This is a genomic window from Leisingera sp. ABM4_103 (genome assembly GCF_056158685.1).
The window spans coordinates 2,581,785-2,595,960 of the sequence record NZ_JBSWTU010000005.1 but is presented as its reverse complement, the minus strand read 5'-3'; the positions used below and the strand labels follow the sequence as shown (position 1 = coordinate 2,595,960).

At 66.5% G+C, this 14,176-nt stretch carries 15 protein-coding genes; 9 read left to right on the top strand and 6 right to left on the bottom strand.

All coding sequences use genetic code 11. The annotated features are described in order from the left end of the window. The first annotated feature begins 27 nt into the window (after positions 1-27). Positions 28-1,671, top strand: coding sequence for a CTP synthase (locus ACXAED_RS14295; protein WP_475050856.1), 1,644 nt, complete (start codon positions 28-30; stop codon positions 1,669-1,671). A 161-nt stretch (positions 1,672-1,832) separates the two neighbouring features. On the opposite strand, the gene ACXAED_RS14290 is transcribed toward ACXAED_RS14295, so the two are convergent. Next, positions 1,833-2,213 (bottom strand): DUF983 domain-containing protein, encoded by a 381-nt coding sequence (locus ACXAED_RS14290; RefSeq protein WP_475050855.1) that lies wholly within the window; start codon positions 2,211-2,213, stop codon positions 1,833-1,835. Between the two features lie 146 nt (positions 2,214-2,359). Here ACXAED_RS14290 and ACXAED_RS14285 point away from each other — a divergent pair, with 146 nt between their 5' ends. From ACXAED_RS14285 to ACXAED_RS14275, 3 genes are all read left to right on the top strand, one after another. Further along, on the top strand, positions 2,360-3,730 hold the full coding sequence (locus ACXAED_RS14285) for an aminotransferase-like domain-containing protein (RefSeq protein ID WP_475050853.1): 1,371 nt from the start codon (positions 2,360-2,362) through the stop codon (positions 3,728-3,730). Between the two features lie 42 nt (positions 3,731-3,772). Continuing rightward, positions 3,773-4,105 (top strand): DnaJ family domain-containing protein, encoded by a 333-nt coding sequence (locus ACXAED_RS14280; RefSeq protein ID WP_475050851.1) that lies wholly within the window; start codon positions 3,773-3,775, stop codon positions 4,103-4,105. A gap of 80 nt (positions 4,106-4,185) precedes the next feature. Beyond that, positions 4,186-5,088, top strand: coding sequence for a fructose bisphosphate aldolase (locus tag ACXAED_RS14275; RefSeq protein WP_475050850.1), 903 nt, complete (start codon positions 4,186-4,188; stop codon positions 5,086-5,088). A 117-nt stretch (positions 5,089-5,205) separates the two neighbouring features. Here ACXAED_RS14275 and ACXAED_RS14270 read toward each other — a convergent pair whose 3' ends face one another. From ACXAED_RS14270 to ACXAED_RS14260, 3 genes are all read right to left on the bottom strand, one after another. After that, entirely contained in the window at positions 5,206-5,481 is a 276-nt protein-coding gene (locus tag ACXAED_RS14270; protein WP_475050849.1) for a hypothetical protein, read from the bottom strand. After that, complete coding sequence (locus ACXAED_RS14265; protein ID WP_475050847.1) at positions 5,478-5,675, bottom strand: hypothetical protein; 198 nt, start codon at positions 5,673-5,675, stop codon at positions 5,478-5,480. Before ACXAED_RS14265 ends, ACXAED_RS14270 begins: the two co-directional genes overlap by 4 nt. A gap of 415 nt (positions 5,676-6,090) precedes the next feature. Continuing rightward, on the bottom strand, positions 6,091-6,876 hold the full coding sequence (locus ACXAED_RS14260) for a crotonase/enoyl-CoA hydratase family protein (RefSeq protein ID WP_475050845.1): 786 nt from the start codon (positions 6,874-6,876) through the stop codon (positions 6,091-6,093). Positions 6,877-7,009: 133 nt separating this feature from the next. Between ACXAED_RS14260 and ACXAED_RS14255 the strand changes: the two genes are divergently transcribed. Together ACXAED_RS14255 and ACXAED_RS14250 are read left to right on the top strand one after the other, a co-directional pair. Continuing rightward, positions 7,010-8,122, top strand: coding sequence for a pyridoxal phosphate-dependent aminotransferase (locus ACXAED_RS14255; protein WP_475050843.1), 1,113 nt, complete (start codon positions 7,010-7,012; stop codon positions 8,120-8,122). Between the two features lie 90 nt (positions 8,123-8,212). Further along, a complete protein-coding gene (locus ACXAED_RS14250) occupies positions 8,213-8,407 on the top strand; it encodes a histidinol phosphate aminotransferase (protein WP_475050841.1) in 195 nt (64 codons plus the stop codon). Between the two features lie 30 nt (positions 8,408-8,437). Here ACXAED_RS14250 and ACXAED_RS14245 read toward each other — a convergent pair whose 3' ends face one another. After that, positions 8,438-9,646: a pyridoxal-phosphate-dependent aminotransferase family protein gene (locus tag ACXAED_RS14245; RefSeq protein WP_475050839.1), complete on the bottom strand. Its 1,209-nt coding sequence runs from the start codon at positions 9,644-9,646 to the stop codon at positions 8,438-8,440. Between the two features lie 208 nt (positions 9,647-9,854). Here ACXAED_RS14245 and ACXAED_RS14240 point away from each other — a divergent pair, with 208 nt between their 5' ends. After that, positions 9,855-11,720 carry an ABC transporter ATP-binding protein gene (locus ACXAED_RS14240; RefSeq protein WP_475050837.1) on the top strand — a complete coding sequence of 622 codons (1,866 nt, stop codon included), beginning with the start codon at positions 9,855-9,857 and terminating at the stop codon, positions 11,718-11,720. Between the two features lie 113 nt (positions 11,721-11,833). Here the strand turns inward: ACXAED_RS14240 and ACXAED_RS14235 are convergent, their stop codons facing one another. Next, a complete protein-coding gene (locus ACXAED_RS14235; protein WP_475050835.1) occupies positions 11,834-12,514 on the bottom strand; it encodes a TIGR04283 family arsenosugar biosynthesis glycosyltransferase in 681 nt (226 codons plus the stop codon). Positions 12,515-12,612: 98 nt separating this feature from the next. Between ACXAED_RS14235 and ygfZ the strand changes: the two genes are divergently transcribed. Beyond that, positions 12,613-13,347: a CAF17-like 4Fe-4S cluster assembly/insertion protein YgfZ gene (gene ygfZ, locus ACXAED_RS14230; protein WP_475050833.1), complete on the top strand. Its 735-nt coding sequence runs from the start codon at positions 12,613-12,615 to the stop codon at positions 13,345-13,347. Next, positions 13,344-14,147 carry a fructosamine kinase family protein gene (locus tag ACXAED_RS14225; protein WP_475050831.1) on the top strand — a complete coding sequence of 268 codons (804 nt, stop codon included), beginning with the start codon at positions 13,344-13,346 and terminating at the stop codon, positions 14,145-14,147. The genes ygfZ and ACXAED_RS14225 overlap by 4 nt, the downstream gene beginning before the upstream one ends. The last annotated feature ends 29 nt before the right edge of the window (positions 14,148-14,176 follow it).

Below are 14,176 nucleotides of genomic sequence, written 5' to 3'. Positions count from 1 at the left end.
ACTTCTCACGGGGGCAGCCGAACACTCATGGCGCGTTTCATCTTTATCACTGGCGGTGTTGTTTCATCCCTGGGCAAAGGCCTGGCTTCGGCAGCACTGGGGGCGCTTCTGCAGGCCCGCGGATACTCTGTCCGCCTGCGCAAGCTGGACCCCTATCTGAACGTCGATCCGGGCACGATGAGCCCGTTCGAGCACGGCGAGGTGTTCGTCACCGACGACGGCGCCGAGACCGACCTGGACCTCGGCCACTACGAGCGCTTCACCGGGGTTCCGGCGCGCAAGACCGACTCGATCTCCTCCGGCCGGATCTACACCAACGTGCTGGAAAAGGAGCGCCGCGGCGACTACCTCGGCAAGACGATCCAGGTGATTCCGCACGTCACCAACGAAATCAAGGACTTCATCTCCATCGGCGAGGATGAGGTTGACTTCATGCTCTGCGAGATCGGCGGCACCGTCGGCGATATCGAGGGCCTGCCCTTCTTCGAGGCGATCCGCCAGTTCGCCCAGGACAAGCCGCGCGGCGAATGCATCTTCATGCACCTGACGCTGCTGCCCTACATCAAGGCCTCCGGCGAGCTGAAGACCAAACCGACCCAGCACTCGGTGAAGGAGCTGCGCTCCATCGGCCTGGCGCCGGACATCCTGGTCTGCCGTTCCGAGGGCCCGATCCCGAAGAAAGAGCGCGAAAAGCTGGCCCTGTTCTGCAACGTGCGCCCCGACTCGGTGATCGCCGCGCAGGACCTCAAATCCATCTACGAGGCGCCGCTGGCCTATCACCGCGAAGGCATGGACCAGGCGGTGCTGGATGCTTTCGGCATTGCCCCCGCCCCCAAGCCGAACCTGGAGCGCTGGGAAGATGTGGCTGACCGCATCTACAACCCCGAGGGCGAAGTGCGGGTGGCCATCGTCGGCAAATACACCCAACTGGAAGACGCCTATAAATCCATCGCCGAGGCGCTGACCCATGGCGGCATGTCGAACCGGGTGAAGGTGCGGATCGAATGGGTCGATGCCGAGCTGTTCGACAAGGAAGACGCCGCCCCCTATCTCCAGGGCTATCACGCAATCCTGGTGCCCGGCGGCTTTGGCGAGCGCGGCACCGAGGGCAAGATCAAGGCGGCCCAGTACGCGCGTGAAAACAAGGTCCCCTACCTGGGCATCTGCCTCGGCATGCAGATGGCGGTGATCGAGGCCGCGCGCAACGTTGCAGGCATTGCCGAGGCGGGCTCCGAGGAGTTCGACCACGAAGCCGGCAAGAAGCGCTTCGAGCCGGTTGTCTACCACCTCAAGGAATGGGTGCAGGGCAACACCATGGTCGAGCGCAAGGTCGGCGACGACAAGGGCGGCACCATGCGCCTGGGCGCCTATGACGCGACCCTGCTGGAAGGCTCCAAGGTCGCCGGGGTCTATGGCAGCACCCATATCGAGGAGCGCCACCGCCACCGCTACGAGGTCGACACCAAGTACCGCGAGCAGCTGGAGAAATGCGGCCTCAAATTCTCGGGCATGTCGCCGGACGGGCGCCTGCCGGAGATCGTCGAATGGTCCGATCACCCGTGGTTCATCGGCGTGCAGTTCCACCCGGAGCTGAAGTCCAAACCCTTTGCCCCGCACCCGCTGTTCGACGGTTTCGTGCGCGCAGCCAAAGAAGCGTCGCGGCTGGTCTGAGGGCGTGCGCGGCTGGCGGGGTTCTCCCGCCCGTCGCCTGGCTCACGGCGCGTGAGCGGCTCCCGTTGGGCCCGGCGCCGCCAAGGCGGCGCAGGGAGAAACAGGAAAAAGGCGGGCCCAGGGCCCGCCTTTTGCATTTTACCTAATTGGATTGTGGCGGCTTAGAAGCCGTGCATCCGCTTGGCCCATTGATAGGCCACCACCAGCCCCTTCATCCGCGGCAGCATGATCAGCGAGGCGCCCACGGTGATCACCGACATGATGATCGCCAGCGTCCAGGGGTCCGGGCGCATCTGCATATAGACGATGTGCAGCGCAAAGCCGAGGATGTGGCCCACCACCAGGATGGTCAGGTAAGCCGGGCCGTCATCGGCGCGCTGGTGGTGCAGCTCCTGGCCGCACTCGGTGCAGCTGTCGTTCACCTTCAGATAGCTGTGCAGCAGCTTGCCGCCGCCGCAGTTCGGGCAGCGCAGCCGCAGCCCCTTCAGCAAGGCGGGTTTCAGCTCCCGCTGCTCCTCTTCCACTAGATCAATCCCGGTCATCGCGGCGTCTCCTTGGGTTTGCCGCGTGATACAGTGATTCCGGGATTGAATGCAAACAATATGCCATCATTGTTGTTGCATTTATTGACGCAGTCATGCATTGAACCAATCAATCAAGGCACAATGCGCCAAGCGGAGACACGGCGATGAAACAATGGACCCCTGCCCGCCTGGACAGCGGCAAGCCCCGTTACCTGGAAATCGCCGAGGCGATCCGGGCCGATATCGACGCGGGCGTGCTGTCCCCCGGCGACCGTCTGCCGCCGCAGCGGCGGGTTGCGCAGGACCTGGGGCTGGATTTCTCCACCGTATCGCGGGGATACGCGGAAGCCGTGCGGCGCGGTTACATCGAGAGCTTTGTCGGCCGCGGCACCTTTGTGAAGGCGCAGGAAGCGCTGCCAGAGCGGCCCGATCCGCGGCGGGCGCTGGAAGAAGACCCGATGATGAACATGCCGCCGGAGCCGGATGACCCCGCCCTGCTGGCGCGGATGCGGCAAGGGCTGGAGCATGTCTCCGCCAACCTGCTGCCGCTCTTGCGCTATCAGTCGGTGACCGGCAGCCCGCAGGACCGTGCCATCGCGGCAGAGTGGATGCAGGCCAACGGGCTGGCCTGCACGCCGGAGCGGCTGGTCATCACGCCGGGCGCGCACGCCAGCCTCTATGCCATCCTGACGGTTCTGTGCGAGCCCGGCTCGACCGTCATGTGCGAGGATGTGACCTATCCCGGCCTGCGCTCCATCGCCGCCCGGCAGGGGATCCGTCTGGTCGGGCTGGCGGGGGATAAGGACGGCATCCTGCCGGACGCGCTGGAGAAAGCCATCACCGGCCACTGGCCTGCAGCGCTGTATCTCAATCCGACGCTGCAGAACCCGACCACAAAAACCATCCCGGCCAAACGGCGGCAGGAGATTGCCGCGGTGCTGCAGAAACACGACCTGCCGCTGATCGAGGATGACGCCTATTGCTTTGTCGACAACGGCGCGCCGCAGTCCATCAGCAGCCTGATCCCCGATCTGGGCTGGCATATTGCCGGGCTCTCCAAGTGCTTTGGCGCCGGGCTGCGGCTGGCCTATACCACGGTGCCGAGACGCGCGCTGCTGGGGCAGTTCAGCCAGGCGCTCAGGTCGATGCATGTGATGGTGTCGCCCTTGAACCTGGCGCTGCTGGGCCGCTGGATCGAGGACGGCACTGCGGCGGCGCTTCAGCGTTTCATCCGCAAGGCGGCGGCCGAACGGCAGGCGCTGGCGGCGGGGGTGCTGCAGGATTGTTTCGTTGAGAGCGATCCGCTGGCCTTCAACCTGTGGCTCAGCCTGCCCCGCGGCACCAGCCGGGCCGAGGTGATGGGCCGTCTGGCGGGCCGCCAGATCGGCATCATGCCGAGCGATGCCTTCACCGTCTCCGGCCTGCCGGAGGAAGCGGTCCGGGTCTGCCTGGGCGGGCCGATCGGCCTGGACGAGCTGCGCGAAGACCTGCTGGCGCTGAACGACGCGGTCACCCGCAAGGACTGGCTGGGGTGACGCGCCGGTGGTAAAGTCTCTGCGCACCGCAGGAGACCCCGCATGATGCGCGCATTCCGCAACCTGATCGAACGCCAGCTGGCCAAGGCGCAGGCCGAGGGGCAGCTGCAGGGCCTCGAAGGCGAAGGCAAGCCGCTGCCCGACCGCAGCAGCGAGGCGTACGCGGATGCGGGCATGGCGGCCGGGATGCGGATCATGGCCGAGGCCGGCGTGGTGCCGGAGGAGTTCAGCCTGAAGGACCAGCTGGCCGCCGCGCGCCGGGAGTATGCCGCGCTGACGGACCCGGAGGCACGCAAGGCAGCGATGGCGCGGATCTCGGATCTGGAAATGCGCTACAACATGGCGCGGGATGCGCGGAAATCCTTCTTCCGTTAGCGCAACACCCCGTTGTTTCCGGCGCAATTCACGCTATAGACAGCCCCAAGACAGACCTTTCAAAAGAAGAGTGACGCATTATGGCTAAAGACGCTTCCGTACAGCAGGAACAACTCGACCGCATCGCAGGCGGCAAGGGCTTCATTGCCGCGCTGGACCAGTCGGGCGGCTCCACCCCGAAGGCGCTGAAGCTTTATGGCGTGAACGAAGACGCCTATTCGAACGACGACGAGATGTTCGCCGAGATTCACAAGATGCGCACCCGCATCATCACCTCGCCGAGCTTTACCAAGGACCGCATCCTGGGCGCGATCCTGTTTGAAAAAACCATGGACGGCGAGATCGAAGGCAAGCCGACCGCCGAGTTCCTGTGGGACAACTGCGGTGTGGTCCCGTTTCTGAAGGTCGACAAGGGCCTGTCGGACGAGGAAAACGGCGTGCAGATGATGAAGCCGATGCCGGAGCTGGACGCGCTGCTGGCGCGCGCCAACGATAAGGGCATCTTCGGCACCAAGATGCGCTCGGTCGTCAAGGACGCCAATGCCGAGGGCATCAAAGCGGTTGTCGCGCAGCAGTTCGAAGTGGGCCGGCAGATCGTTGCGGCCGGCCTGGTGCCGATCATCGAGCCGGAAGTCGACATCAACTCCGCCACCAAGGCCGAGGCGGAAGAGCTGCTGAAGGCAGAGATCAAGGCACAGCTGGACGCCCTGCCGTCCGATGCCAAAGTGGCTCTGAAGCTGACCATCCCGACCAAGCCGGGCCTGTATGACGATCTGGCGGACCACGCCAATGTTGTCCGCGTTGTGGCGCTGTCCGGCGGCTACACCACCGATGACGCCTGCGCGCGCCTGGCGCAGAACCCCAAGATGATAGCCTCCTTCAGCCGCGCCCTGACCGAGGGGCTGAACGTGGCGATGTCCGATGCGGAATATGACGCAGCACTTGGCGCCAATATCTCCAAGATCTACGACGCATCGCTGTAATCCGGCTGCGTCCGGAAACGGCAAGGGCCGCGCCTGCTGAGGCTGCGGCCCTTTTTTTGTGCTGGCTGGCAGGCGGCCCCGCAGGCCGCCTGACGCGCCCTGGGGCCAGGCGGCAGATCAGACCCCCGAGCGCCCGGCGCAGCACACCGCCAGCACAAGGCCTGCGCCGCTGAGGAAGGGCAGCCAGAAATAGCGCAGGGCCGCCAAGGTGAACCAGCCGGGCTGCGCCTCCAGCGTCTGGCCCGCGCCGCCGAGCCAGGCCCAGAACACCAGTGCCGCGGCAGAGATCAGAACGCCGCTGAAGGCGAGCAGCCAGCGGGCAGAGCTAGGCATCCGCGCCTCTGCCGTGCGATGACGATCCGCGGCCCGGCTGGCGGCGAGCCATCCGCTCACGCCGCTTCAGTCAGCGAGGGGCGCAGGCCGGTGCAGCTGACCTGGTTTTCATTGGCAGCCAGATAACGCTGCGCCTCCTCCCGGTTCCCGAAGCTCAGGGCCTCATCATAAAAATATGTGATCCTGTCCCCGGTCCGGGACAGCAAGGCGCCGCTTTCAAACAGAATAAACCACTTCTTACGCACCAGTTGCATCAGCCTCACTCCTTTCTGAAGCCCGGGCCAGGGCAATCCTCCCGCCTGGCCGGTTCCACTGCAGTTCCTGAGGGTGCACGCAGCCGTCCGGGGCCCTGCCGGGTCCCCCGCTGTCCGTCTGCCAGGTGCTGGATCTGCCCCTGTTGCGCCCTCCTGAAGCCAGGTTTTGCGCCCAGAAGTTGCCAAAAGGTTAACGGGTGTTTGTGCTGGTTTTGCGCGGCATTTTTCTGCCGGCAGACGGCGGTTTCCCGCTTGCGTCGGCGGATTTACGTAAAATTTGGCAAAAACCCGCCGTTGCAGTTTCCGGAGTTGTTTTTTTGGGGGAAAGCCCCCCTTGCCGGACGCTGCCTCAGCTCCCGGCAGCACAGCCGCAGGCCGGGCAGCGGGACAGGTGCAGCGCCGCGCTGCCTTGCCCTCAGCGGAAGTCCGGCGGGCGTTTCTGAAGCTGGGCGGCGACCGCCTCCATATGATCGGGTTTGCCGATCAGCTCCAGCTGTTCGGCGCTTTCGGCCAGCAGCACCTCTGCCTGGCTGGCGCCGCTTTCGGCCTGGGCGATCAGCCGCTTGGCGGCGCGGATGGCGGAAGGGCTTTTGGCGGCGATGGTTGCGGCCAGCTCATTGGCGCGCGACAGCGGGTTGCCGGCCAGTTCGGTCACCAGCCCCCAGTCCAGCGCCTGCTGCGCGCCGATCTTCTCCGCCGTGTAGGTCAGGCGGCGCATCACGTCGGTGCGCACCAGCCGCGGCAGCAGCGCCATGCCGCCCATGTCGGGGATCAGGCCCCATTTCATCTCCATCACCGCCAGCTGCGCTTCGGGGTGGGCGATGCGGATGTCAGCGCCCAGCGCGATCTGCAGCCCGCCGCCGAAACAGGCGCCGTGCAGGGCGGCGATCACCGGCACCGGCACCCGGCGCCAGACCATCGCGACCTCCTGAAAGGCATTGGCATCGTGGTGGGTGCGCTCCATCACCAGGGTGCTGAGGTCGCGCTGCACGAAGCTGGCAAGCGCGGCCATGTCGAGACCCGCACAGAAGCTTTTGCCGGACCCGGAGAGCACCACCGCGCGGGCGTCCGACTCCGCCACTTCCTGGCCGGCGGCGATGATTGCGTTCACCATCTCCTCGTCCAGGGCGTTGTGCTTGTCCGGACGGGCAAGCGTCACATAGGCGATATGGTCCTTGTAGCCGATGGTCACTCTGTCCATGGTCTTCTCCCCGCTGGATCTTTTGCGTCAGCCTGCCCCGGAACCGGCGGCGTTTCCAGTGCTACGTGGGGGCAGCCGTCCTGCATGGGCCGCAGCCCTTGCCCCGCTTTGCGGCTTGGGGTTATCTGCCGCCATGACTGGTCCCCGCTACACCCCGCTTGCGCTTTCCCTGCCCGCCACCGTGCCCTTTGTCGGCCCCGAAACCCAGGAGCGCGCCCGCGGTCATGGTTTTGCCGCGCGGCTGGGGGCGAATGAGAACATCTTTGGCCCCTCGCCCAAGGCGATTGAGGCAATGGGCAAGGCGGCGGCGGAGATCTGGAAATACGGCGATGCAGAGAACCATGATCTGCGCCAGGCGCTGGCCGCGCATCATGGTGTTGCACCGGCGAATATTATGGTGGGCGAAGGCATTGACGGCCTGCTCGGCTACCTGGTGCGGCTGCTGATCGGCCCGGGCGATGCGGTGGTGACCTCGCTGGGGGCCTATCCGACGTTCAACTATCACGTCGCGGGCTTTGGCGGCGTGCTGCACACGGTGCCCTACAAGGACGACCGCGAGGATTACGGTGCGCTGTTTGCCAGGGCGGCGGAGGTGGACGCGAAGATCGTGTATCTTGCCAACCCCGACAACCCGATGGGCAGCTGGCACAAGGGGGCGGAGATCGCCGCCGCGCTGGACGGGCTGCCGGATGGCTGCCTGCTGCTGCTGGACGAGGCTTATGTGGAATGCGCGCCGGAAGGCACCGCGGCCCCCATCAGCGCGGACGATCCGCGGGTGATCCGGATGCGGACCTTCTCCAAGGCCTACGGCATGGCCGGGGCGCGGGTGGGCTATGCGCTGGGGCATCCGGAGCTGATCCTTGCCTTCAACAAGGTGCGCAATCATTTCGGCATGAACCGGGCGGCGCAGGCGGGGGCGCTGGCGGCGCTGCAGGACCAGGAGTGGCTGGCGCAGGTGCTGGCCCAGATCGGCGGCGCGCGGGCGCGGATTACGGAGATCGCGGCGGAGAACGGGCTGAGCGCCCTGCCCTCGGCCACCAATTTCGTCACTATCGACTGCGGCCGGGACGGAGCCTTTGCCAAGGCGGTGCTGGACTCGCTGGTGAAACAGGGGATTTTTGTGCGGATGCCCTTTGCCGCGCCGCAAAACCGCTGCATCCGCGTGAGCTGCGGGCCAGAGGCTGAGCTGGCCGCGTTTGCCGCCGCGCTGCCGCGGGCGCTGGAGGCCGCGCGGGGGGCTGGCTGAAACCTGCCTGCCGCCGCCGGATCGCGGCGGTTTTACCGGACATTCACCACTCCAGGACTACCATCTAAAAGTAGTACCTGGAGAATTGTCATGCGTGACCCTGAACTGCCGGATGGCATGCCGGATTTCTTCACTGCCGCGATCACTTTTGCCGGGATCAACCTGATGTGGATCTTCTTTGTGATCTGGGTGATGTACGGGATGGTTCCCGTGCTGGTGCTGGCGGTGCTGATCAACCATTTCATCACCCGGCTGGACATCCGGCTGAATTCGCAGAAGGCGTGACGCCGCCTTCTGCCCGGACCTGACCAGCCGCTAAGCGCCGCCGAGCGCGGATGCGGCCGCTTCCAGCGCACCCGCCCCGTGCGGAATGTCCAGCGCCCTGAGGCCGGTTTCGATTCCGCCCAGCAGACCCATCACCATATGGCCGTTCACGTGGCCCATGTGGCCAAGCCGGAAGAAGCCGTGCCATTCCGGGCTGCGGGGCGGCGCCATGCCCAGGCCGATGCCCAGGGTGAGGCCCAGGTTCTGCTCCAGCCAGGTCCGCAGCTCTGTGCCCAGCGGTGATCCAATGTGCAGCGCGGTGACCGCGTGGGAGCGCAGGGCGCGGTCAGGCACATTCATCTTCAGCGGGCCGTCCCGGCCCCAGGCCTCGCACGCCGCCCAGATGGCGCGGGCCAGATGGGCGTGGCGGGCCCAGACGGCCTCCATGCCTTCGGCGTGGATCAAGTCGAGGGCAGCGCGCAGCCCGTAGAGATGATGGGTGGGCGCGGTGCCGCCGAAATACTGGTAGAACTCTTCCGGGTTGGCGCGCGGCTCCCAGTCCCAGTAGCGGCTGATCCGCGGCAGCGCGCGGCGTGCTTCGGCGGCGCGGGTGTTGAAGAACACAAAGCCCATGCCCGCGGGCACCATCAGCCCCTTCTGGCAGGCGGTGACCATGACGTCGACGCCCCACTGGTCCATCTCGAACCGGTCGCAGCCGAGCGAGGCGATGCAATCGGCCATCAGGAGCGCCGGGTGGCCGGCCGTGTCCAGCGCCCGGCGCAGGGCCGCGACGTCGTTGCGGATCGAGCTGGAGGTATCCACATGCACGCCCAGCACCGCCTTGATGCGGTGGCCGGTGTCGGCGGCCAACGCTTCGGCAATCCGGGCATGATCCCAGGGCGCGTGATTGCCGAAATCCAGTATCTCGGCCTCGATCCCCAGCCCCTCAGCCATTTCCGACCAGCCGATGGCGAAGCGGCCCGAGGAGGGCACCAGCACCTTGTCGCCCGGCTGCAGGGTGTTTTGCAGCGCTGCCTCCCAGGCGCCGTGGCCGTTGGAGATGTAGATCGCAACCTGGTGCTGCGTGCGCGCCACGCGGCGCAGGTCGGGAATCAGGGTGGCGGTCATCTCGACCAGCTCGCCCGCGTAGATATTGGGAGAAGGCCGGTGCATCGCCTGCAGCACCTGGTCCGGTATGACCGAAGGCCCCGGGATGGCGAGGTAGGAGCGCCCTGCCGGCACGTTCACTGATCCGCTCATGGATGACATTCCTTGCAGCGCGGAAGGCATCCCTGCCCGCCGCGGTTGATCCGTGCCGCCACAGTAGCCGCCCGGCCCGCCGGGTCAATTCCGCAGGCCGCAGCGTCACGGCGAATTGCTTGCGCCCTGCTGCCCACCTGCTTAAATGGCGCTGGAACGACAGGGAAAGGCCCGCAATGACACGAATTTCCTGCCGGAAAGCGCTGAAATGAGCCAGAAACCGCACAAGTCCTCGAAGGAGCTGTTCGGCTGGCTGTGGCGCGGATACCTGCGCCATTACATCGGGCTGCTGGGCGTTGCCGTGATTTTCATGCTGCTGGAAGGCGCCACCATGGGGGCGCTCGGCTATATGATGCAGCCGATGTTCGACCTGGTGTTTGTCGCGGGCAACACCGATGCGCTGGTCTGGGTCAGCCTGGCGTTTCTGGCGATCTTCACCCTGCGCGGCGTGTCCAGCGTCACCCAGAAGGTGCTGCTGAGCAAGGTCTCGCAGACCTCTGCCGCGCATCTGCGCAAGGACATGCTGGCCCGCCTCATCCGCCAAGACCCGGCGTTTCACCAGCAGCACCCGCCGGGGCTGCTGCTGCAGCGGGTGCAAAGCGATGTGGGTGCGATCAACGCGGTCTGGCAGGCGGTGATCACCGGCGCGGGCCGCGATCTGGTGGCGCTGGTGGCGGTGCTGGGCGTGGCCTTCAGCATCGACTGGCGCTGGACCCTGATCCTGCTTATCGGCGTTCCGGTGCTGCTGCTGCCGATCGCCTCGATCCAGCGTTATGTGCGCAAGAAGGCGTCGCGGGCGCGCGATCTGGGCGCCGACCTGGCGACCCGGCTGGACGAGATTTTCCACGGCATCGTGCCGGTCAAGCTGAACCGGCTGGAGGACTATCAGGTCAACCGCTTCTCCGAGCGCACGGATGAGTTTGTCCGCTCCGAGGTGAAGGCGGCCTTTGGCACCTCCTCGATTTCCGGGATGACCGACATCATGGCCGGTGTCGGCTTTATGGCGGTGCTGCTTTATGGCGGCTCCGAGATCATTGCGGGCGAAAAGACCGTCGGCCAGTTCATGAGCTTTTTCACCTCGATCGGCCTGTCGTTTGAACCGATGCGGCGGCTGGCCAATATCTCTGGCGTGTGGCAGGGGGCGGCGGCGGCGCTGGAGCGGATCAAGGAACTGCTGGATGCGCCGATCCTGCTGAGCGAGCCGGAGCATCCCAAACCGGCGCCGGAGGGCCTGCCGGCGATCAAGCTGGAGGGTGTCGACCTCAGCTATGGCGATGCGCGGATCCTGAATGGTCTGGCGCTGACGGCCGAGGCGGGCAAGACCACCGCGCTGGTGGGCGCGTCGGGTGCGGGCAAGTCTACGATCTTCAACCTGCTGACCCGGATGGTGGATCCGCAGGCGGGGTCGGTCACCGTCGGCGGGGTCGAGGTTCAGGATCTGAACACCGCCGACCTGCGCAGCCTGTTTTCGGTGGTGACGCAGGACGCCATGCTGTTTGACGAGACGCTGCGCGAGAACATCGTGCTGGGGCGCACCGATGTCAGCGACGAAGAGCTGCAGGCGGCGCTGGATGCCTCGCATGTGGCGGATTTCCTGCCCAAGCTGGAGCATGGGCTGGAGACACGGGTCGGTCCGCGCGGCTCGGCCCTGTCGGGCGGCCAGCGGCAGCGGGTGGTGATTGCCCGGGCGCTGCTGCGCAACACGCCGGTGCTGCTCTTGGACGAGGCGACCTCGGCCCTGGATGCGCAGTCGGAGAAAGTGGTGCAGCAGGCGCTGGACAAGCTGTCGGGCGGGCGCACCACGCTGGTGATTGCGCATAGGCTGTCGACCATCCGCAACGCCGACAAGATCGTGGTGATGGACCGCGGCCAGGTGCTGGACCAGGGCACCCATGACGAACTGCTGGCGCGCGGCGGCATTTATGCCGACCTCTACCGGCTGCAGTTCCAGGACGGCAAGACGGTGGTGGATACCACCAGCATCGCGGCCCAGGCGGAACAGGTTCCCGATGGCGCGGCGGACAACGGCAAGGAACGCTGGTTCCGCCGCTTTGCCCGAAAGGTGTTCGGCTGAAAACCGGCCTGCGAATTTAGCGCTTAGGGCATCGCCCGTCCGCGGGCGGAAGCGAAGCGCCCGCCCATGGGGGCGGTCGGGCGCTGCCCGGCCTATCGGCCGGGCGGAACAGGCTATTTGCTGTAAGACTTTGCCAGCCGTTCGGGGTTCACTCCAAAGAAATACCGCGTCAGCGTCCACAGGTTCCGGGCCCCGCGCCGCAGCCAGCCAGCCCGCTGATAGCGCGCCGCACTGGTCAGCGCCGCTGAGGGCAAGGCCGCCAGCCCCTTGAGACGGCGCACCAGCGCCACGTCCTCCATCAGCGGCTGATCGGGGTAGCCGCCCGCGGCGTCATAGTCCGCGCGGCGGATCAGCAGCCCCTGATCGCCATAGGGCAGCCCGAACAGGCGGGACCGCAGGTTGGCCCAGCCGGCGACCGAGGCCGGCAGCACACCGCGCGCCCGGAACCGCAGCCGGAAATAGGCGGGCCTGCCCTGCCCCTCCTGCAGGTGCTGCGCCACCGCCGCGGACCAGCCCGGCTCCAGATGCGTATCGGCGTGCAGCACCAGCAGCCACTCGCCCTTGGCCGCCGCGCAGCCGCGGCGCAGCTGGCCGCCGCGCGACGGCGCGCCGCTGACCCATTCCGCCCCGGCGGCCTGGGCGATGGCGCGGGTCTCATCGGTGGAGCCGCCGTCAGTGATCACCAGTTCGCGGATCAGCCCGGCGCCCAGCCCCTCCATCAGATGCTCCAGGCAGGCGGGCAGCTCTTCGGCTGCGTTCAGGGCGGGGATCACGATGCTGACCGGCGCGGGCATGGGTATTTCCTATGCGGTTTTGCTGTTTTCTTCCGCCCTGCTTCCTATATCACTGGGCCAGGCAGTAAAACGCCCCAGAGGCACACAGGAGATAAGACATGAGCGACCGCCGCATCCTGCGCGTGAGTGGCAGTGACGCCAAGAGCTTCCTGCAAGGGCTGGTCACCAATAACGTGGACAAGCTGAGCGATGGTCTGGTTTATGCCGCGCTCTTGACGCCGCAGGGGAAGTACATTGCGGATTTCTTCCTCGCCGCCGAGGGCGATGCGGTGCTGCTGGACGTGGACGCCGCGCTGGCCGAGGGCCTGCTGAAACGTCTGAACATGTACCGGCTGCGTGCCGATGTGCAGGTGGAGATGACGGAGCTGCAGGTGGCCCGCGGCACCGGGGAGGCTCCGGAGGGCGCGCTGGCTGATCCGCGCCATGCAGCGATGGGCTGGCGCCTGTATGGGCTCGAAGGCGGCGATGACGGCAGTGACTGGGACGCGATCCGGGTGGCCCATTGCATTCCCGAAACCGGCGCTGAGCTGGGGCCGGACAGCTATATCCTGGAAGCCGGGTTCGAAGGTTTGAACGGGGTGGATTTCCGCAAGGGCTGCTATGTGGGCCAGGAAGTGACCGCGCGGATGAAGCACAAGACCGAGCTGCGCAAGGGGTTCCGCACGGTGGAGGTCGAGGGCAGCGCGCCTGTTGGCACCGACATCACCGCGGACGGCAAGCCGGCGGGCACGCTGTTCACCCAATCCGGCGGCAAGGGCATCGCCTACCTGCGGTTCGACCGCGCCAAGGGGGAGATGCAGGCGGGGGACGCGCGCGTTACCTGGCAGCCGTGAACAGGCTGGCGAAGACGGTTCTGTCCCTGCTGGGCGCGGAGGTTTCACGCGCCCGCCCGCTGCACGGCGGCGACCTGTCGGAGGTGCAGCTTCTCTCCTTGAGCGATGGCCGCCAGGTGGCGGCCAAGACCGGTCCGCTGGTTGCGGCGGAAGCCGCTATGCTGCGCGCGATCCGGGCCGCGGGCGCGCCTGCGCCGGAGGTTCTGGGGGTTGCCGGTGATGTGCTGCTGATGGAAGCGCTGGAGGAGACCCCTTCCAGCACGGAGGGGTGGCAAACGCTGGGCCGCGCGCTGCGGCAATTGCATTCGGCGGCAGGCCACCATTACGGCTGGCCGGAAGACTATGCCTTTGGCCCGGTCGCAATCCCCAACACGCCGCTGCGGGCCTGGCCGGAGTTCTGGGCCAGCCGCCGCCTGCTGGCCGCCCCGGACGCCCTGCCCCGTGATCTGCGGCTGCGGATTGAGGCGCTTTGCAAGCGGCTGCCGGAACTGCTGCCCGCCGCGCCGCCTGCCGCCCTGCTGCATGGCGATCTGTGGACCGGCAACGTTCTGTTCAGCCGTGCCGCCGCCTATCTGATCGATCCGGCCTGTTACTGGGGCCATGGCGAGGTGGATCTGGCGATGCTGCATCTGTTCGGCACGCCGCCGGCCGCGTTCCACGACGCCTATGGCGCGCTGGAGCCGGGGCATGAGGCGCGCCGGGCCATCTATCAGCTGTGGCCCGCGCTGGTGCATCTGCGGCTGTTCGGCGCCGGCTACCGCGGAATGGTGGAGGACCGGCTGGCGGCCCTGGGTTTCTGACAAGCCTCTGTTCACCTGATTGCGCTAGT